The sequence below is a fragment of the Variovorax stachyos genome (assembly GCF_051400855.1).
GTDB lineage: Bacteria > Pseudomonadota > Gammaproteobacteria > Burkholderiales > Burkholderiaceae_C > Variovorax.
This window is the reverse complement of sequence record NZ_JBLFFN010000002.1, coordinates 179,543-198,672: the sequence shown is the minus strand read 5'-3', so window position 1 is coordinate 198,672 and position 19,130 is coordinate 179,543. Positions and strand designations below refer to the sequence as shown.

Below are 19,130 nucleotides of genomic sequence, written 5' to 3'. Positions count from 1 at the left end.
GTCGTCAATGCAGTTCGCCGTCAAGCTTACCGCCCGCCAGCAGCAGATTCTGGACCTCATCCAGAGCGCCATCGCACGCACCGGCGCGCCGCCCACCCGTGCCGAGATCGCCGCCGAGCTGGGCTTCAAGTCCGCCAATGCGGCCGAAGAGCATCTGCAGGCCTTGGCGCGCAAGGGCGTCATCGAGCTCGTGAGCGGCACCTCGCGCGGCATCCGGCTCAAGGGCGATGCGCTGCGCTCGCTGAACGAATCGCGCAACAACCAGTTCTCGCTTTCACTGCCCGGCATGGCCCAGCTCGCGCTGCCGTTGATCGGGCGCGTCGCTGCCGGTTCGCCCATCCTGGCGCAAGAGCACGTGGACCAGACCTACTACGTCGAGAACACGCTGTTCCAGCGCCAGCCGGACTACCTGCTCAAGGTGCGCGGCATGTCCATGCGCGACGCCGGCATCATGGACGGCGACCTGCTCGCCGTGCAGGCCACCAAGGAGGCCCGCAACGGCCAGATTGTCGTGGCGCGGTTGGGCGACGAAGTCACGGTCAAGCGCCTCAAGCGCAACAAGCAGGTCATCGAGCTGCACGCCGAGAACCCCGACTACCCCACCATCATCGTGCAGCCGGGCGAGCCTTTCGAGATCGAAGGCCTCGCCGTCGGCCTGATCCGCAACACGATGCTGATGTAGCCGCACAAGGCGGCCTGAGCGAATCCCGCTCACGCTGCCCAGCGGCTGCGACAGGTGGCGGGCGTATGGCCAAGGGCCATCACCCTGTCGCGGCCGGCGAAAGCAATCCTGCCTATGTTCAATCTCTGACCTTCATGGAGTTCACATGGGAATCGCTCTGCTCAGCTTCGTCGACCTGTTCACGCCCCTTCAATCACTTGCCAGCCGCTGGATACCGTCGCGCCGCCGAAGCGCTTCCGGCCTCCGCTACGTCGGCATCCGCCCCAGTTGCGCCGTGCGGCCCGTCACGCCGGCATCCCGCCTGTCGGCACCGCCCCGGCCGCTGCGCGTGGTGCGCACGGTCGATGCGCAACACCAGGGGCCGAGCACCGGCCGAGTCGTGATCTCCGGCCGCATGGCGGATGTCTGCGCCGAGCTCGACCGGCTGGTTGCCCTGGAAGCTGCAAGTGCGGCGCCTTCGCCGGGCCATCTGCATTGACGATCGCGCGCCGGGTCCAGGCGCGCTGAGCGCCCGGCCCGCGGGGCATGTCCCAGGAGCGCCCTGCGCTTCTGGCGCGTGGCGCGCGGATCCGTGCATGGTGCGAGGCACAATGGCACGCCATGAACATCGTGATCCTCGACGACTATCAGGACGCAGTGCGCAAACTGCGCTGCGCCTCCAAGCTCGACGCGTATGCCGCCAAGGTCTACACCAACACGGTCAAGGGCATCGGACAGCTCTCGGTGAGGCTCAAGGATGCCGACGTGATCGTGCTGATCCGCGAACGCACCCAGATATCGCGCCAACTGATCGAGAAGCTGCCCAAGCTCAAGCTGATCTCGCAAACCGGGCGGGCTGGCCAACACATCGACGTCAATGCCTGCACCGAGCACGGCGTGGCGGTCGCCGAGGGCTCGGGCTCGCCGCTGGCGCCGGCCGAGCTCACCTGGGCGCTGATCATGGCGGCAATGCGCCGCCTCCCGCAGTACATCAGCAACCTCAAGCATGGCGCCTGGCAGCAATCGGGGCTCAAGTCCGCGTCCATGCCGCCCAACTTCGGGCTCGGCTCGGTGCTCAAGGGCAAGACGCTTTGCATCTGGGGCTATGGCCGCATCGGCCAGCTGGTGGCACGCTATGGCCAGGCCTTCGGCATGCAGGTGGTGATCTGGGGCCGCGAAGAGAGCTGCGCCCGCGCCCGCTCTGACGGCTTCCAGGTGGCGCCGAATCGCGAAGCCTTCTTTGCCGCGGCGGACGTGCTGTCGATCCACCTGCGACTCACGGAGGAGACCCGAGGCCTGGTCACGCTCGAGGATCTCTCGCGCATGAAGCCCACCGCACTCTTCGTCAACACCTCGCGCGCGGAGCTGGTGGAACAGGATGCGCTGCTCGCCGCGCTCAACCGCGGGCGGCCCGGGCTGGCAGCGATCGACGTTTTCGAAAGCGAGCCGCCGCTGCAAGGCCACGCGCTGCTGCGCCTGGAGAACTGCATCTGCACGCCGCACATCGGCTACGTCGAGCAGGACAGCTACGAGATGTATTTCGGCCAGGCTTTCGACAACGTCGTCAGCTTCATCAAGGGCAACCCGACCAACATCGTCAACCCGGGCGCGCTGCAGGTGCGACGTTGAGGCGTCCCGCGCTGCCGGCGTCCCTTTGGGCCTTGCTGGCAGGCAACTTCGTGATCGGCACCGGGGTGATGGTGGTGCCCGGCACGCTCAACGAACTCAGCAATTCCTTGCAGGTCAGCCCTGCCACGGCGGGCCAGCTGATCACCGCCGGGGCGGCGGTGGTGTGCTTCGGCGCGCCCCTTCTGGCCGCCGTCGTGGCGGGCTGGGACCGGCGGCTGCTGCTGGCCTGCACCATGCTGTGGTACGCAGCCGGCCACCTCGTCGCGACGCTGATGCCGAGCTATGGCGGGCTGCTGGCCGTGCGCATGCTGACCGTCATCTCGCCCGCGATCTTCACGCCCCAGGCGGCGGCCTGCGTGGGCATGCTGGTGCCGCTGGAGCAGCGGGGCCGCGCCGTGACCTTCGTCTTTCTCGGCTGGTCCATGGCCTCGGTGCTCGGCCTGCCTCTCGGCGCCCTGATCGGCGGCCATTTCGGCTGGCGCACGGCCTTCGCGGCGATCGCCGTGCTGTCGCTGCTGAGCGCGGCCTGGATCTGGCACCAGCTGCCGAGCGGCATTCGGCCGCCGGCATTGACGCGCGCCGCCTGGGCGCAGGTGCTCAAGAGCCCGCTGCTGATGGGCGTGGTGGCAGTCACGGCGCTGCAGGGCTCGGGCCAGTTCGTGCTGTTCAGCTACTTCGCGCCCGTGCTGCGCGAGACCGTCGGCGCCGACGCCACCGCGCTCGGCCTCTTGTGGGGCTGGTTCGGCGTCTGCGGCCTGCTGGGCAACATGCTCGTGAGCCGGTTCATCGATCGCGTCGGTGCACCCCGGATGGTGCTCGTTACCACCGCGCTGATCGCATTGAGCCTGCTCCTGTGGCCACTGGGCGTCACCCTCGCCGGCCTGGCGCTCATCCTGGTTCCCTGGGGCCTGGGTTGCTTCGCCACCAACTCGGCGCAGCAGGCGCGGCTGGTGTCGATGGCGCCGGCGCTCGCGCCCGGCTCGGTGGCGCTCAACAGCTCGGGGATCTACGTGGGGCAGGCGGTAGGAGCCGCGGCCGGCGGCTGGCTGTTGGCGCACGACGCCATTGCCTGGATGAGTTGGGCCGGCTTCGCAATGCTGGTGTGCGCGCTGTTGCTGAGCCTGGCCGTCGATCGGGCTCAGACCCGCCGCCCTGCCTTCAGCGCTTGACCGGCTTGGGCGCGATCTCGGCTTCGGTGTCCGGATCGAAGAGTTCGAAATCGATCACATGGGGGTCGGTCGATGGCGCCGGCGGCTGTGTCGGTGTCTCCAATGGGGCCCGCATGGTCTCGAAGGCCGTCTTGTCGAACTCGGCCAGGTCGAGGCTGGCATCGGGCTGAACGACGCGCCGCGACCCGTGGTCCGGTGCAACCGATGCCGAAACGGGGGCGTCGGGCACCAGCACGGTCTCGTGCTCCAGCCTGTCGTCGATTGCGCCGTAGATCGAGTCCGGCAGCATCGGTCCGTCCTCGACGGGCTCGGGTTGGCTCCGGGCTTCGAGCGGCGCGGGCGTCGTGGCCAGCTGTTCATGGCCGAAGGTGTCGACGAAGGCAGGCTGCGTCACCGGCGCGGGCGAGGCACTGGCCGGGTCGATCACCTCCTTGGCGACCGAATAGAGCAGCAGCAATTCCTGGTAGGCCGCGAGGTCGAAGGCCTCGTCCTCATTCGCGCCAGGCTTGCGGAAGATCAGTTCCTCGATCAGCGCCAGGGTGCCCGGCGCCGGCCATTGCGATTCGATGCGCGCCAGTGTGTTGCGATAGTGCTCGAGGCCCTTGCCCGTCTCGTTGAAATGCTCGAAAGCCGGGACATCGGCATTGAAGACGCGTTCGAACTCTTCCGCCAGGCGAGCATAGTCGTCCTTGCGCTCCAGCGAGTGATAGATGCGCAGCAGGTCCAGATAGGCCAAGGCGCTGGTGCCCGGATTGCTGGCAATGTGCTCGCGCAGCACTGCGATCGCCTGGTCGTGCTGGCCCAGCGAGAGGAAGAAGTCGGACTGCTGCTGGACGTCGAACAGCTCTTCGGTGTTGACCGTCCGCGACGGCGTGCTGTCCACCGCGCGAGGATGGGGCTGCGAATCGCCGAAGCCGCTGTTGTTCTCGGCGCCCAGGTCCGCAAACGTTGCCGCACCGAAGCTGGTGGCATTCGCGCTGCGCCGCCGGCCGGAGGGGCCGGCGCCTTCGTCTTCGTCAAGCAATTCGCCCAACGCGCTGGGTTGCGTGGGCCCCGCGTCACGCGTGGACGCCGGCTCGCGCCACCAGGCCGGCTCTGCCCGGCGCGCAATCTGGCGCCACAGCAGCAGGATCGCGATGAGCGCGAGCAGCAGCAGGCCGATCAGGGCGTAGACGAGCGGATTGCGGTAGCGGTCTTCCCGCGCCTGCGCGAGTTCGGTGCGCAGCTCGAGCAGCGCGCGCTGGTTTTGCGCCGTCTGCTCGCGCAGCGTGGTCAGCGTAGCTTCCAGCGCCTGCATGCGCTGGGCCTCACGCTGCGCCGCCTCGGGCTCGCCGCTGAGAACGCGCCATTCCGCAGCGGCCGCGCTGCGGCGGGCCGGGTCCTCGGCCCTGGGCAGCGTCAGTTGTGGCGTGGTCTTGAGGCCTGGGGCAGCGGTGGGAGCTGGCTCCATCGATTCGAGCTGCAGGCGCGGTCCGACTGGCGCGGCGCCGCGCGCGGGCGTGGCTGGCGCAGTTGCCGCGCCGGGCGTAGAGGCGCGCGGAGCTTCGGGGGGCCGGGGCTGCGCCGCGGCGGGTCTGCTTGGCGATGCCGCGGCGCTTCGGCGCGGCGGCTGCGCGTCGCCGGCGTGGGTGCCTGCAGCGGGAGCGGCAGCAGCGGCGTTGCGCCGCGCAGGTGCCGCGCCCTCGGAACCGGAAGAGGAGCCTGCCCCAGCCACGCGCGAAGGCGAACGCTGCGGTGCGCCCACCGCCGCCGGCGTTCCGGCCGCGGGCCGTTGGCCCGGCATGGCAACACTGGGCAGGGAGGCCTCCGTGGGCACATCGGCCAGCAACACGTAGCTGCGTGTGGAGCGCGTTTCGCAGCCCGCCCGCACGTTCAGGTTGACTACCGGCTCGTCGATCGTGACAGTCGAGCGGATGCGCATGCGCGAATCGGCGGCGCTGCGGCCGGGCTCGAGCGATATCGTCAGGCTCCGGTCGGGGATGCGCAAATCGCCTTGAACCACCTCGGCTTCCAGGCACAGGCCGCCAGCGCTTTCGGCATCGCCCAGCGAAAGCGGAACCACGACATCCAGGGGCTTGCCGATCCAGACGGCCCCTTGGGGTCGCCCGATCGTCAAGCCAGACGATTCAAGTGCGAACCCGAGCAGAAACAGGGCCGCAGCCAAACGTGGTGGTTGCAAAATGAGTAAGGCGGAAAACCGTAATCGAAAGTAGACACATTCTGGCATGCGCGTCCGCGCTGCCATTTCTCAGAGAGACAATTATCAAATGACTGTGCAGTTTTCCAACGTAGGAATCATCGGAGCTGGCGCGATGGGGCGAGGCATCGCCCAGATAGCCGCGCAGGCCGGCAGCCAGGTGCTGCTGCTCGATAGCTTCGAAGGCGCCGCCGTGCGCGGCCGCGACGCCGTCCTGGCCCAGTGGCAGAAGTTGCATGAGAAGGGCAAGCTTGACGAGGCGCAGCGGGATGCGTTGTCGGCGCGCGTGCAGGCCGTCGATTCGATGCAGGCGCTCGCCGCCTGCGACCTGGTGATCGAGGCCGTGGTCGAGGACCTCGAGGTCAAGCGCAAGTTGTTTCGCGAACTCGAAGCGGTGGTGGCGCCCTCGGCCGCGCTGGCGACCAACACCTCCTCGCTCTCGGTCACGGCCATCGCCGCCGCGATGGCACAGCCGCAGCGCATGGCGGGCTTCCACTTCTTCAATCCCGTGCCCCTGATGAAGGTGGTCGAGGTGGTGGCCGGCTTCAAGACCGAGCCCGAGCTTTGCCGACAACTCGCCGCCTATGCTGCGCAGATGGGCCACACCGCGGTGCAGGCCAAGGACACGCCGGGCTTCATCGTCAACCATGCGGGGCGCGGCTACGGCACCGAGGCACTGCGGATCGCGGGCGAGGGTGTGGCGGACTTCGCGACCATCGACCGCATCCTCAAGGACCAGGCGGGCTTCCGCCTCGGCCCCTTCGAACTGCTGGACCTCACGGCGCTCGACGTCTCACACCCGGTGATGGAATCGATCTACCACCAGTACTACGAGGAGCCGCGCTTCCGGCCGAGCGTGATCACCGCGCAGCGGCTCGCGGCCGGTGCGCTCGGGCGCAAGACGGGAGAAGGCTTCTATCGCTATGTCGACGGCGTCGCGCAGCAGGCGCCCGAGCCGGCCGCGCCGGCACTCGAAGGCTACCCGGCCGTCTGGGTTTCCCCGCGCGCGGCACGGCGGCCGGAGTTGCTGAAGCTGGTGCACACGCTGGGCGGCCAGCTGGAAAGCGGGGCCACGCCCTCCTCTGCCGCGCTGATCCTGGTCGCGCCGCTGGGCTTCGACGTCACCACCGTGGCCGCGGTCGAGCGGCTCGATGCCACGCGCACGATCGGCATCGACCTGATGGTGGACGACGCCGCGACGAAACGCCGCGTGCTCGCCACCAACCCCGCGACGCGGCTCGACATGCGCGAAACCGCTCATTCCTTGTTCGCGCGCGACGGCAAGGCGGTGAGCGTGATCCGCGACAGCGGCGGCTTCGTCACCCAGCGCGTGATCGGCACCATCGTGAACATCGCGGCCGACATGTGCCAGCAACAGGTCTGCTCGCCTGCCGATCTCGACGTGGCCGTGAAGCTGGGCCTCGGCTATCCGCAGGGCCCGCTGGCAATGGGCGACCTGTACGGCCCGACCAACGTGCTCGAAGTACTGTTCAACCTGCAAACGGTGTACGGCGATCCCCGTTACCGCCCAAGTCCCTGGCTGCGCCGCCGCGGCGCGCTGGGCCTGAGCCTCACCCATCACGAAGCGTAGGAGACAAGCATCGAATGAGCGCAGAACTGAAAAGCACGAGCGAAGGCCGCACCATGGTGCTCACGCTCTCCAACCCCTCGCAGCGCAACGCGCTCGGCCCCGAGATGTACGCCGCGGGCATCGAGGCGCTCAACGGCGCCGAGAACAGCGACGAGGTGCGCAGCGTGGTGCTGGTGGGCGAAGGCGCATGGTTCTGCGCCGGGGGCTCGCTGCAGCGCCTGTCGGCCAACCGCGAGCGCGAGCCCGCGGTGCAGGCCGAGAGCATCGAGGCGCTGCACAACTGGATCGACTCGATCCGCACCTTCCCCAAGCCGGTGATCGCGGCCGTCGAGGGCGCCGCTGCCGGCGCCGGCTTTTCGCTCGCGGTGGCCTGCGACTTCATCGTCGCGGCGCGCGATGCGGTATTCGCGGCCTCCTACAGCAGCGTGGCGCTGTCGCCGGACGGCGGCCTGAGCTGGCACCTGGCGCAGTCCCTGCCGCGCCAGATCGCGAGCGAATGGCTGATGTTGGGCGGCCGCATCGACGCCGCGCGCCTGCACGCGCTCGGCCTGGTCAACGAGGTAACGGAAAGCGGCCAGGCGCTGTCGGCCGCGCTCGCGCTCGCAGACCGCCTCAATGCGCGTGCGCCCAACTCGCTCGCGAGCATCAAGGAGCTCCTCGGCGAGGCGCGCGGCGCGACGCTCGCCGCGCAGCTTTCGCAGGAGCGCGACCACTTCGTGCGAAACCTCCACCATCCCAACGCCGGCATCGGCATCGCCGCCTTTCTCGCCAAAGAGAAGCCGCGCTACGAGTAACGGCGCGTCGCTCGGGCGACAAGCCCGGACCTTTCAGTCACGCACAGGACAGTTCATGGACGAGCCCATTCTTACCATCGAAGAACGAGAGGCGATCAATGGTGGTCGCTGGTTCTCTTCTCTCTCCCCCTCCCTGCGTCACGACATTCTTCGATGCACCTTCGTCAAGCGCTACAAGGACGGCGACCTGATCTGCGCGCGCGGCGATCCGCCGGAGCAGTGGATTGCCTGCGCCAAGGGCGCGGTGCGCGTGAGCTCGACCGCGGTGTCGGGCAAGCAGGTGACGCTGACCTACGTGGAGCCGGGCATCTGGTTCGGCGATGTCGCGATATTCGATGGGGACCGGCGCACGCACGATGCCTATGCGCATGGCGACACCACGATCGTGTGCGTGGCGCGCGCCGATTTCCAGAAGATCCTCGCCAGCCACATCGAGCTCTACGAGGCGCTGATGCGGCTGCAGGCGCGGCGCATCCGGCAACTGTTCGGCCTGGTCGAGGACCTCAACACGCTGCCGCTGCGCGCCCGGCTCGCCAAGCAGCTCATCCACCTGGTGCGCAGCTACGGCGTGCCCAACCTCGCGGACGGCAGCCAGATGCGGATCGGGCTGCACCTGGCGCAGGAGGAGCTGGCGCAACTGCTGGGCGCCTCGCGCCAGCGCGTGAACCAGGAGCTCAAGGCGATGGAGCGCGAGCAAGCGATCCGCATCGAGCCCGGCGGCCTGGTGGTGCTGGACCGCGCGGCACTCATGCGCATCTCGGAAGCCGACGACCTGTAACCGCAGAACCCAGAGACATGACCCAGGACTTCGACAACTTCGTCGGCACCCGCGCCGTTTCCAAGCAGCACGTCTTCGACATCGATGCGCTGACCGCCTGGCTGGAAACGAAGCTCGACGGCTTCAAGGGCCCGCTCACGGTCGAGATGTTCAAGGGCGGGCAGTCCAACCCGACCTACAAGCTCAACACGCCCACGCGCAGCTACGTGATGCGCGCCAAGCCGGGCCCGGTCGCCAAGCTGCTGCCCTCGGCGCATGCGATCGAGCGCGAGTTCAAGGTCATGAGCGGCCTGGCCAGCACCGACGTTCCGGTGCCTCGCATGGTGTGCCTGTGCGAGGACGAGAGCATCATCGGCCGCGCCTTCTATGTGATGGAGTACATGGAAGGCCGGGTGCTGTGGGACCAGTCCTTGCCAGGCATGAGCAATGCGGAGCGCGCGGCCATCTATGACGAGATGAACCGCGTCATCGCCGCGCTGCATACCGTGAAGTTCGCCGAGCGCGGCCTGGCCGACTACGGCAAGCCGGGCAACTACTTCGAGCGACAGATCGGCCGCTGGAGCAGGCAGTACGTGGCCTCGATCACGCAGCCCATCCCAGAGATGGACCGGCTGATGGAATGGCTGCCGGCCCACATGCCCGAGAGCGCGCGCGACGAGAAGATGACCACGATCGTGCACGGCGACTACCGGCTCGACAACCTCATGTTCCACGCCACCGAGCCGCGCGCCATCGCCGTCCTCGACTGGGAGCTGTCCACGCTGGGCCATCCGCTGGCCGACTTCAGCTATCACTGCATGTCCTGGCACATCGCGCCGGGCTCCTTCCGGGGCATCGGCGGACTGGACCTGAAGAGCCTGGGCATTCCGACGGAGAGCGAGTACATCCGCAAGTACTGCGAGCGCACCGGGCTCACCACGCCCGAGGCGCTGGCGCCCGACTGGAATTTCTACCAGGCCTACAACCTGTTCCGCATGGCAGCGATCCTGCAGGGCATTGCCAAGCGCGTCGAAGCGGGTACCGCATCGAGCGAGCAGGCCGTGGCTTCGGGCCGCGGCGCGCGGCCGATGGCCGAGATGGCCTGGCAGTTCGCGCAGCGGGCCTGATCCGCCTGCGCCCTCACCTTATCCCACAGGAGACCCCATGGATTTCGAATACTCGGCCAAGACCAAAGACTTGCAGAAGCGCGTCACCGCCTTCATGGAAGACCACATCTACCCCGCCGAGGCCGAATACACGGCCGAACTGGCGGCCAACACTGCGGCGGGCAAGCGCTGGACCGCGCTCAACACGGTCGAGAAGCTCAAGCAGAAGGCCAAGGCGCAGGGCTTGTGGAACCTATTCCTGCCGGTCGACAGCGCCGAGGTCTCCGGCTACAAAGGCGCCGGCCTCACCAACCAGGAATACGCGCCGCTCGCCGAGATCATGGGCCGTGTGCCATGGGCCAGCGAAGCCTTCAACTGCTCGGCGCCGGACACCGGCAACATGGAAACCATCGCACGCTACGGCTCCGATGACATCAGGGCGCGCTGGCTCAAGCCGTTGCTGGAAGGCGAGATCCGCTCCGCCTTCGCGATGACCGAGCCCGAGGTCGCTTCGAGCGACGCCACCAACATCTCGACGCGCATCGAGCGCCAGGGCGACGAGTACGTGATCAATGGCCGCAAGTGGTGGATCTCCGGGGCGGCCGACCCACGTTGCAAGGTCTTCATCACCATGGGCAAGAGCGATCCCGACGCGCCGCGCCACTCGCAGCAGAGCATGGTGGTCGTGCCCGCCGATGCCAAGGGCATCCGCATCGTTCGCCCGCTCAACGTGATGGGCTATGACGACGCGCCGCACGGCCATGTCGAGATGTACTTCGAGAACGTGCGCGTGCCGGTGGACAACATCCTGCTCGGCGAAGGGCGCGGCTTCGAGATCGCGCAGGGCCGCCTCGGCCCGGGACGCATCCACCACTGCATGCGCCTGATCGGCCTGGCCGAACGCGCGCTCGAGCTGATGTGCAAGCGCGCCTCCTCGCGCGTGGCCTTCGGCAAGACCGTGGCCTCGCAGACCGTGACGCAGGAGCGCATCGCCGAGGCGCGCTGCAAGATCGACATGGCACGCCTGCTCACGCTCAAGGCGGCCTGGCTGATGGACGTGGCCGGCAACAAGGTGGCCAAGACCGAAATCGCGATGATCAAGGTGGTGGCGCCCAGCATGGCCTGCCAGGTCATCGACTGGGCCATGCAGGTGCACGGCGGCGGCGGCATGTGCGACGACTTCCCGCTGGCCTATGCCTATGCCGGCGCCCGCACGCTGCGCTTCGCCGACGGCCCGGACGAGGTGCACCGCAATGCGATCGCCAAGTGGGAGCTGGGCAAGTACGGCGCCGCAAAAGGCAACGACGAAATTCCCGTGACCCGCTTCTGACTGAAATCAGGAACACCGCGGAACCGGCTTTGCCGGGCCGCTGGTGTTGCCCCCGGTAGGGGGTGGGCGGCTACACGAAGTGAGCCAACCTGGGGGCGAGCAACATCCCCCGGGCCGCTGGTGTTGCCCCCGGTGAGGGGGTGGGCGGCTACACGAAGTGAGCCAACCTGGGGGAGAGTCAGTCCAGCAGCTTCTTTTGCAGGAACATGGCCTGGCCGAAGGCCGGGTCGAGCTGGTAGTTGGCGAAGCCTTCGCGTACATAGGCGCGCAGCGCGCTGTGGTTGGCCGACAGCACCTCCAGCGTGAGCTTGCAGGCGCCGCGTGCGCGGGCCTCCTGCTCCACGCACGCCAGCATGCGCTGGGTGAGGCGCTGGCCGCGATGGGTCGGCAGCACGACCACATCGTGCACGTTCACCAGCGGCTTGCACGCGAATGTCGAGAAGCCCTCGATGCAATTGACGAGCCCAACGGCCTGCTCGCCGTCGTAGGCGAGCACGCTGAAGGCCTGCGGCCGCGCGGCCAGCGCCTCGGGCAAGCCCGCCAGCACCTCAGGCGCGAGCGGCGTTCCGCCGCCGGCCGGATCGCGCGCATAGCTGTCCAGCAGCTCGACCAGCGCACGCGCGTGCACCGGATTGCGATAGTCGGCGAGCAGGATCTCGATCACGCCGGCGACCCCGCCACCACTGCCGCCGCCAGGCGCTGCGCGCAGGCTTCGGCTTGCGCAGCGTCGCGCGCCTCCACCATCACGCGCAGCAGCGGCTCCGTGCCGCTCGCGCGGATCAGCACGCGGCCCGCATCGCCCAGCTCGGCCTCGGTACGCCAGATCTCGGCGGCCAGTGTCTTGTTGGCCATCCAGTCTTGATTTCCGGCCAAGCGCACGTTGATGAGCGTCTGCGGGAACAGCGTGAGGTCCGCCAGCAACTCGCCCACCTTCTTGCCGCTGCGCTGGCAGGCCTGCAGCACCTGCAGCGCGCTCACGATCCCGTCGCCCGTTGTGTGGCGGTCCAGCGCCAGCAGATGGCCGGAGCCTTCGCCGCCCAGCAGCCAGTGGCGCTTCTCGAGCTCTTCCAGCACATAGCGGTCGCCCACACGGGCCCGCACCAGCTCGATGCCCTGTCCCCGCAGCGCAATTTCCACGGCCTTGTTGGTCATCAGCGTGCCGACGACGCCGGCCAACTTCTCGCCGCGTGTGACGCGCTCCATCGCCATCAGGTAGAGCAGCTCGTCGCCGTTGAACAGGCGCCCGCTCGCATCGACCAGCTGCAGCCGGTCGGCGTCGCCGTCCAGCGCGATGCCGTAGTCGGCGCCGTGGGCCCGCACCGCGTCGATCAGCGCCTGGGGATGCGTGGCGCCCACGTCCTTGTTGATGTTGAGGCCGTCGGGCGCACAGCCGATGCTGATCACGTCCGCGCCGAGTTCGTGGAAGACGTTCGGCGCCACCTGGTAGGCCGCGCCATGCGCGCCGTCGACGACCAGCTTGAGGCCGCGCAGCGTGAGGTCGTTGGCGAAGGTGCTCTTGCAGAACTCGATGTAGCGGCCCGGCGCATCGTTGAGGCGGCGCGCCTTGCCGAGCTGGGCAGACTCGGCCCAGGCGGGCGCCTCCTCCAGCGCGGCCTCGACCGCCAGCTCCCATTCGTCACTGAGCTTGGTGCCCTGCGCACTGAAGAACTTGATGCCGTTGTCCGGATAGGCGTTGTGGCTGGCGCTGATCACCACCCCGAGACTGGCGCGCTGGGCACGCGTCAGGTAGGCCACCCCGGGCGTCGGCAGCGGCCCCAGCAGCACCACGTCCACGCCAGCGGAATTGAAGCCGGACTCGAGCGCCGACTCGAGCATGTAGCCGGAGATGCGCGTGTCCTTGCCGATCAGCACCGACGGGCGCGACTCCGTCTTCTTGAGCACGCGGCCGACCGCATGCGCGAGGCGCAGCACGAAGTCGGGCGTGATCGGCGCCTGGCCGACGGTGCCGCGTATGCCATCGGTGCCGAAGTATCGTCTTGTCATGGCCGGGCCTCCTGTCCCCGCTGTTCTGATCTCATGGCTCGCCAGACGGCCAGCGCGGCCACGGTTTCGCGCACGTCATGCACACGCACGATCGCTGCCCCGCGCTCGACTGCGAGCACAGCGGCTGCAACGCTGGGTGCCACGCGTCCGGCGGCCTCCTTGATGCCCGTGGCGGCGCCCAGCGAGGACTTGCGCGACCAGCCGACGAGGAGCGGCAACCCCGTGGCCAGCAATTCCTCCTGCCGGGCCAGCAGGGCGAAATTCTGCACCACGGTCTTGCCGAAGCCGATGCCCGGATCGAGCACGATGCGCTCGGGCGCGACCTTCAGCGCCAGCAGCGCCTGTGCCTGTTCCTCGAGAAAGGCGCGCACCGCGGGAACGACATCGCCTTCCATCGGCGCCGCCTGCATCGTCTGCGGGTCGCGATGCATGTGCATCAGGCAGATGCCGCAGGCGGGATGGGCTGCCACCGCCGCACGCGCTCCTGGCCGGCGCAGCGCCCAGACGTCGTTGACGATGTCGGCGCCGAGGTCCAGCACCGCGCGCATGACCTCGGGCTTGTAGGTGTCGACCGAGACCGGCACCTGCAGCTTCACCGCCTCGCGGACCACCGGCAGAACGCGCGCAAGCTCCTCGGACAGCGGCACGGCCGGACTGCCGGGGCGGGTGGACTCGCCACCGATGTCGAGGATATCGGCCCCGTCTTCCACCAGCTGAACGCAATGGCGCAGCGCGGCCTCGGTCGAGGCATGCGCGCCGCCGTCGGAAAAGGAATCGGGCGTGACGTTGACGATGCCCATCACGCGCGGCTGTGCGAGATCGATCTCGAAGCGGGTGGTGCGCCATCTTCTCGTCATGCGAGCCGTCCAAAAATGAAAAACGGGGCCAGAGGCCCCGTCGATCGCCCGAGCCTCATGCTCAGGCGGCAGTGGGTGCCGGGTCGGGATTCACCGCCGGCGTGCCACCGCTGCCGCCGCTGCCCGAAGACGGGGTGCGCGGCGTCCAGTCCTTGGGCGGACGCGGTTCGCGGCCGGCCATGATGTCGTCGATCTGCTCGGTGTCGATGGTTTCCCATTCGAGCAGGGCCTTCGCCATCGCGTGCATCTTGTCGCTGTTCTCCTCGATCAGGCGGCGCGCCAGAGCGTACTGCTCGTCGATGATGCGGCGGACCTCGGCGTCGACCTTCTGCATGGTCGACTCGCTCATGTTGGTGGTCTTGGTGACCGAGCGGCCGAGGAAGACTTCGCCCTCGTTCTCCGCATAGACCATCGGGCCGAGCGACTCTGTCATGCCGTAGCGCATCACCATGTCGCGCGCGATCTGCGTGGCGCGCTCGAAGTCGTTGCTCGCGCCGGTGGTCATCTGGTGCATGAACACTTCTTCGGCGATGCGGCCGCCGAACAGCATGCTGATCTGGTTCAGCATGTACTCGCGGTCGTAGCTGTAGCGGTCCTGCGCCGGCAGGCTCATCGTCACGCCCAGCGCACGGCCGCGCGGGATGATGGTGACCTTGTGCACCGGGTCGCACTTGGGCAGCAGCTTGCCGATCAGGGCGTGGCCGGACTCGTGGTAGGCCGTGTTGCGGCGCTCTTCCTCGGGCATCACCATGCTCTTGCGCTCGGGGCCCATGAAGATCTTGTCCTTGGCCTTCTCGAAGTCCTGCATCTCGACGACGCGTGCATTGCGGCGCGCGGCCATCAGCGCCGCCTCGTTGCACAGGTTCGCCAGGTCGGCGCCCGACATGCCCGGCGTACCGCGCGCGATGATGCTGGGGTTCACGTCCTGGCCCAGCGGCACCTTGCGCATGTGCACGTTGAGGATCTGCTCGCGGCCGCGGATGTCGGGCAGCGTCACGTAGACCTGGCGGTCGAAGCGGCCCGGGCGCAGCAGCGCGGCGTCGAGAATGTCGGGGCGGTTGGTCGCCGCGACCACGATCACGCCGAGGTTGGTCTCGAAGCCGTCCATCTCGACCAGCATCTGGTTCAAGGTCTGCTCGCGCTCGTCGTTGCCGCCGCCGAGGCCCGCGCCGCGCTGGCGACCGACCGCGTCGATTTCATCGATGAAGATGATGCAGGGGGCGTTCTTCTTGGCGTTCTCGAACATGTCGCGCACGCGGGCCGCGCCCACGCCGACGAACATCTCGACGAAGTCGGAGCCGGAGATCGAGAAGAACGGGACCTTGGCTTCGCCCGCGATTCCCTTGGCCAGCAGCGTCTTGCCGGTTCCGGGAGGGCCCACCAGCAGCAGGCCGCGCGGAATGCGACCGCCCAGCTTCTGGAACTTGGCCGGGTCCTTCAGGAAGTCGACGACTTCCTTCACTTCCTCCTTGGCCTCGTCGCAGCCCGCGACATCGGCGAAGGTGACCTGGTTGTTGTTCTCGTCGAGCATGCGGGCTTTGCTCTTGCCGAAGCTGAAGGCACCGCCCTTGCCGCCGCCCTGCATCTGCCGCATGAAGTAGACCCACACGCCGATCAGGAGCAGCATCGGCCCCCAGCTGACCAGCAAGGTCATGAGCAGCGAGCCCTCTTCGCGCGGCTTGACGTCGAACTTGACGTTGTTGGCGATCAGGTCGCCGACGAGGCCGCGGTCGAGGTACGTGGCGGTCGTGCGGATCTTGCGGTCGTCGTTGGTGATCGCGACGATCTCGCTGCCGCCCTGCCCTTCCTGGATGGTGGCGCTCTTGATGCGATTGCTGCGGACCTCTTCGAGGAAGTCGGAGTAACCGATGTTGCCGGCGCCGGCGACGCCACGGGTGTCGAACTGCTTGAACACAGTGAACAACACCATCGCGATGACCAGCCAGACGGCGACCTTGGAAAACCACTGATTGTTCAAACGAAGCTCCAGTCGAAAGCGCGTGGTACGGAAAACAAAAAACGCGCTAAGGCACGCAATTGGCACTCATTTTAGGCTTTTCAAGCTGCGAAATGCCGGATTTTCCCTATAGCAGCCATAGGAGGCGCACGGTTTTAAAGCTTGAATGCCCAGCCCGCCGCCGTTTCAATTCGTATCGACCGGCCTGAGCCCGATGCCGACCACGAAGGTCTCGGCGGATTTGTCGCGCGAGGCCTTGGGTTTGATCGGTTTCACGACCCGAAAATTCGCCTTGAACAGGCGCGTCAGCTCCGCGTAGCCGCTGCCATGGAACAGTTTGGCAACCAGCGCGCCTTCGGGCTTCATGTGGTGGCGAGCGAACTCGATGGCAAGCTCGACGAGATGGCTGACGCGCGCGGCGTCGGCGGAGGCGATGCCGGAGAGGTTGGGCGCCATGTCCGATACGACGACATCTGCCAAGCGCCCCGCCATGGCCTCCTCGAGCCGCGCCAGCACCTCGGCCTCGCGGAAATCGCCCTGCAGGAAGGTCACGCCCTCGATGGGTTCCATGGGCAGGATGTCGAGCGCGATGATTGTCCCTTCCAGCTGCCCCGCCGCCGCGCCTCCCGGCGACAGCTTGCGCCGCACGTACTGGCTCCAGGCGCCCGGTGTCGAACCCAGGTCCACCACCAATTGGCCCGGGTGGATCAGGCCGAGCGCCTCGTCGATCTCCTTGAGCTTGTAGGCTGCGCGCGCCCGGTAGCCCTCCTTCGTGGCCAGCTTGACGTAGGGGTCGTTCACGTGGTCGTGCAGCCATGCACGATTGACCTTGCTGCTCTTGGGTTTGGGGTTCATCGACACTCGATAATACGGGGATGCCCGCCATTCAACTGACCCCTGCCCAACGCAAGGTACATCGCGCAGAAGCGCACCATCTGGACCCGATCGTCATGGTCGGCGGCGACGGGCTGACACCGGCCGTCAAGAAGGAGGCCGACGCCGCGCTCAAGGCCCATGGCCTGATCAAGGTCCGCGTCTTCTCCGACGACCGTACTGCGCGCGAGGCCATGCTGCAGGCCCTGGCCGAGGACCTGAACGCCGCGCCCATCCAGCACATCGGCAAGCTGCTGGTCCTCTGGCGCCCCATGCCCGAGAAGGAGCGCGCCACGGACGAGGACCGCATGCCCGGACCGCGCGACGTCAAGGTCATCAAGTACAGCAAGCGCGCTGGCCAGCGGCCAGAGATCAAGACCCTGCGGGTGCTCGGCAACCAGCGGCTCACCCCCGGCGGCAACATCAAGCGCGCCAAGCCGAAAAAAAGCATCTCCGTCAAGAAGCGCCGCCAGGCGGACTGAAGGATGCCGAACCACGAACAGGCGGCCCTCCCCCAGCGCCACGTCCTCTGCATGAAATGGGGCACCAAGTACGGCCCCGAGTACGTCAACCGCCTCTATGCCATGGCGCGCAGGCACCTGTCGGGCGATTTCAGCTTCGTCTGCCTGACCGACGATCCGAAGGGCATTCGCAGTGAGGTGCAGTGCTTTCCGATCCCTCCGCTGGACCTGGCGCTGGCGCCCGGCCAGGTGGACCGCGCCTGGAAGAAGCTGACCACCTTCGAGGAGAACCTCTACGGCCTGCGCGGCCGGGCGCTGTTCATCGACCTCGACGTGGTCATCGTGGGCAGCCTCGATGCCTTCTTCGAGTACCCGGGCGAGTTCATCATCATCCATGACTACGCCCGCCCCTGGCGGCGCCGGCGCATCACAGGCAACTCTTCGGTCTACCGCTTCGAGATCGGCGCACATCCGGACGTGCTGGCGCATTTCCGCGAGAACATGGATGCGGTGCAGGCCAAGTACCGCAACGAGCAGACCTACCTGTCGGCCTTCATGCACCGCAAGGGCACCCTGGCCTACTGGCCGGCCGAGTGGTGCCCGAGCTTCAAGTACCACGGCATCCCGGCCTGGCCCACCAATTACTGGCGCGAGCCCTTTGTGCCGGAGGGGGCGCGCATCATGGTCTTCCACGGGGAATGCAATCCGCCCGATGCGCTGGCGGGGCGCCGAAACCGGCGCTTCCGCTACATCCGGCCGGCGCGCTGGATCACGCAGTTCTGGAACGCCTAGGCTTCGCGGCGTCCCAGACGCCACAGCAGCACGCCGGTGCACAGCCACTGGGCCAGATACATGGCACTGCCGAGCGAGTGCCAGAGCCGCAGGTTCTCGCGCGCCAGGATGCGCGGTGCAACCGCGTATTCCTGCAGCAGGGCGAGCAGGAGGGCGGCGAGGATCCAGGCCACCGCGACTCGCGAGGGCTGGTCGACCCGCTCAGGTGCCTTCGATCTGAAGTAGGTCAGCAACACCAGCCCGCAGGCGAGGGCCACCCAGCTCTGCGCCGAGAACAACCGCCCGGCAAAGTTCCCCGCCACGGTGGGGTTGCCGAGTTGAGCAAAGAGCATCGGCACGACCAGGAAGCCGATCGTCGTCAGGCTGCCCCACCAGAGGGCAGCCACCAGCAGCGCGATGCGGTCTTTCACTACGCGGGCGTCAAAGGTAGCTGACGCCCACGATCTCGTAGCGCTTAACGCCTCCGGGAGCCTGCACCTCGGCAGTGTCGCCCTCCTCCTTACCGATCAGCGCGCGCGCGATCGGGCTGGAGACGTTGATCAGGCCCAGCTTCAGGTCGGCCTCGTCCTCGCCGACGATCTGGTACTTGAGCGCCTCGCCGGTGTGCTCGTCCTCGAGCTCCACCGTCGAGCCGAAGACGACCTTGCCGCCCGCGTCCAGCTCGGACGGATCGATGATCTGGGCATTCGACAGCATGCCCTCGATCTGCTTGATGCGGCCTTCGATCCAGCCCTGGCGCTCCTTGGCTGCGTCGTAGTCCGCGTTCTCGCTGAGATCGCCCTGGGCGCGCGCTTCGGCGATCGCGGTGATGATCGCGGGGCGGTCGACGGATTTCAGGCGCTGCAGTTCGTCGCGCAGTTTCTCCGAGCCGCGCTTGGTAATCGGAATGGTGTTGGCCATGTTTTGTCTCTCCAGAAAGCGAAACCGCCGAACGCTGCCGTTCGGCGGTTCA

At 67.6% G+C, this 19,130-nt stretch carries 19 protein-coding genes; 11 read left to right on the top strand and 8 right to left on the bottom strand.

Annotated features, from left to right (window positions below; all coding sequences use genetic code 11):
* Positions 1-7: 7 nt before the first annotated feature.
* The 4 genes from lexA (at position 8) to ACMGEZ_RS04155 (ending at position 3,459) form a co-directional block, all read left to right on the top strand.
* Positions 8-682 (top strand): transcriptional repressor LexA, encoded by a 675-nt coding sequence (gene lexA, locus ACMGEZ_RS04170; protein WP_028260076.1) that lies wholly within the window; start codon positions 8-10, stop codon positions 680-682.
* Between the two features lie 145 nt (positions 683-827).
* Complete coding sequence (locus ACMGEZ_RS04165; RefSeq protein WP_436820991.1) at positions 828-1,160, top strand: hypothetical protein; 333 nt, start codon at positions 828-830, stop codon at positions 1,158-1,160.
* Positions 1,161-1,282: 122 nt separating this feature from the next.
* On the top strand, positions 1,283-2,290 hold the full coding sequence (locus ACMGEZ_RS04160) for a D-2-hydroxyacid dehydrogenase family protein (RefSeq protein ID WP_436820990.1): 1,008 nt from the start codon (positions 1,283-1,285) through the stop codon (positions 2,288-2,290).
* Complete coding sequence (locus ACMGEZ_RS04155; RefSeq protein ID WP_436820989.1) at positions 2,287-3,459, top strand: MFS transporter; 1,173 nt, start codon at positions 2,287-2,289, stop codon at positions 3,457-3,459. Before ACMGEZ_RS04160 ends, ACMGEZ_RS04155 begins: the two co-directional genes overlap by 4 nt.
* Here ACMGEZ_RS04155 and ACMGEZ_RS04150 read toward each other — a convergent pair.
* Positions 3,449-5,575 carry a type IV pilus assembly protein FimV gene (locus ACMGEZ_RS04150; protein WP_436820988.1) on the bottom strand — a complete coding sequence of 709 codons (2,127 nt, stop codon included), beginning with the start codon at positions 5,573-5,575 and terminating at the stop codon, positions 3,449-3,451. The two genes, ACMGEZ_RS04155 and ACMGEZ_RS04150, sit on opposite strands and share 11 nt — an antisense overlap.
* A 151-nt stretch (positions 5,576-5,726) precedes the next feature.
* Here ACMGEZ_RS04150 and ACMGEZ_RS04145 point away from each other — a divergent pair, with 151 nt between their 5' ends.
* From ACMGEZ_RS04145 to ACMGEZ_RS04125, 5 genes are read left to right on the top strand one after another with little or no spacing between them, the layout of a single operon-like run.
* A complete protein-coding gene (locus tag ACMGEZ_RS04145) occupies positions 5,727-7,247 on the top strand; it encodes a 3-hydroxyacyl-CoA dehydrogenase (RefSeq protein WP_436820987.1) in 1,521 nt (506 codons plus the stop codon).
* A gap of 14 nt (positions 7,248-7,261) precedes the next feature.
* On the top strand, positions 7,262-8,041 hold the full coding sequence (locus ACMGEZ_RS04140) for an oxepin-CoA hydrolase, alternative type (RefSeq protein WP_436820986.1): 780 nt from the start codon (positions 7,262-7,264) through the stop codon (positions 8,039-8,041).
* A 55-nt stretch (positions 8,042-8,096) separates the two neighbouring features.
* Complete coding sequence (locus ACMGEZ_RS04135) at positions 8,097-8,819, top strand: Crp/Fnr family transcriptional regulator (RefSeq protein WP_436820985.1); 723 nt, start codon at positions 8,097-8,099, stop codon at positions 8,817-8,819.
* 17 nt (positions 8,820-8,836) lie between these two features.
* A complete protein-coding gene (locus tag ACMGEZ_RS04130; RefSeq protein ID WP_436820984.1) occupies positions 8,837-9,925 on the top strand; it encodes a phosphotransferase in 1,089 nt (362 codons plus the stop codon).
* 37 nt (positions 9,926-9,962) lie between these two features.
* Positions 9,963-11,234 carry an acyl-CoA dehydrogenase family protein gene (locus tag ACMGEZ_RS04125; protein WP_436820983.1) on the top strand — a complete coding sequence of 424 codons (1,272 nt, stop codon included), beginning with the start codon at positions 9,963-9,965 and terminating at the stop codon, positions 11,232-11,234.
* A 178-nt stretch (positions 11,235-11,412) separates the two neighbouring features.
* Here ACMGEZ_RS04125 and ACMGEZ_RS04120 read toward each other — a convergent pair whose 3' ends face one another.
* The 5 genes from ACMGEZ_RS04120 to ACMGEZ_RS04100 form a co-directional block, all read right to left on the bottom strand.
* On the bottom strand, positions 11,413-11,898 hold the full coding sequence (locus ACMGEZ_RS04120; protein WP_436820982.1) for a GNAT family N-acetyltransferase: 486 nt from the start codon (positions 11,896-11,898) through the stop codon (positions 11,413-11,415).
* Positions 11,895-13,238, bottom strand: a complete 1,344-nt coding sequence (glmM, locus tag ACMGEZ_RS04115) for a phosphoglucosamine mutase (protein WP_436820981.1) — start codon at positions 13,236-13,238, stop codon at positions 11,895-11,897. The genes ACMGEZ_RS04120 and glmM overlap by 4 nt, the downstream gene beginning before the upstream one ends.
* Complete coding sequence (gene folP / locus ACMGEZ_RS04110) at positions 13,235-14,095, bottom strand: dihydropteroate synthase (RefSeq protein WP_436820980.1); 861 nt, start codon at positions 14,093-14,095, stop codon at positions 13,235-13,237. The genes glmM and folP overlap by 4 nt, the downstream gene beginning before the upstream one ends.
* Positions 14,096-14,156: 61 nt before the next feature.
* Positions 14,157-16,073 carry an ATP-dependent zinc metalloprotease FtsH gene (gene ftsH, locus ACMGEZ_RS04105; protein ID WP_436820979.1) on the bottom strand — a complete coding sequence of 639 codons (1,917 nt, stop codon included), beginning with the start codon at positions 16,071-16,073 and terminating at the stop codon, positions 14,157-14,159.
* Positions 16,074-16,238: 165 nt separating this feature from the next.
* Positions 16,239-16,907 carry an RlmE family RNA methyltransferase gene (locus ACMGEZ_RS04100; protein ID WP_436820978.1) on the bottom strand — a complete coding sequence of 223 codons (669 nt, stop codon included), beginning with the start codon at positions 16,905-16,907 and terminating at the stop codon, positions 16,239-16,241.
* Between the two features lie 20 nt (positions 16,908-16,927).
* Between ACMGEZ_RS04100 and ACMGEZ_RS04095 the strand changes: the two genes are divergently transcribed.
* Both ACMGEZ_RS04095 and ACMGEZ_RS04090 read left to right on the top strand, forming a co-directional pair.
* Complete coding sequence (locus ACMGEZ_RS04095; RefSeq protein WP_436820977.1) at positions 16,928-17,407, top strand: YhbY family RNA-binding protein; 480 nt, start codon at positions 16,928-16,930, stop codon at positions 17,405-17,407.
* A gap of 3 nt (positions 17,408-17,410) precedes the next feature.
* On the top strand, positions 17,411-18,178 hold the full coding sequence (locus ACMGEZ_RS04090) for a glycosyltransferase (protein ID WP_436820976.1): 768 nt from the start codon (positions 17,411-17,413) through the stop codon (positions 18,176-18,178).
* On the opposite strand, the gene ACMGEZ_RS04085 is transcribed toward ACMGEZ_RS04090, so the two are convergent.
* Positions 18,175-18,588 carry a DUF4149 domain-containing protein gene (locus ACMGEZ_RS04085; RefSeq protein ID WP_436820975.1) on the bottom strand — a complete coding sequence of 138 codons (414 nt, stop codon included), beginning with the start codon at positions 18,586-18,588 and terminating at the stop codon, positions 18,175-18,177. The two genes, ACMGEZ_RS04090 and ACMGEZ_RS04085, sit on opposite strands and share 4 nt — an antisense overlap.
* 10 nt (positions 18,589-18,598) lie before the next feature.
* A complete protein-coding gene (gene greA, locus ACMGEZ_RS04080) occupies positions 18,599-19,078 on the bottom strand; it encodes a transcription elongation factor GreA (RefSeq protein ID WP_436820974.1) in 480 nt (159 codons plus the stop codon).
* Positions 19,079-19,130 lie beyond the last annotated feature (52 nt).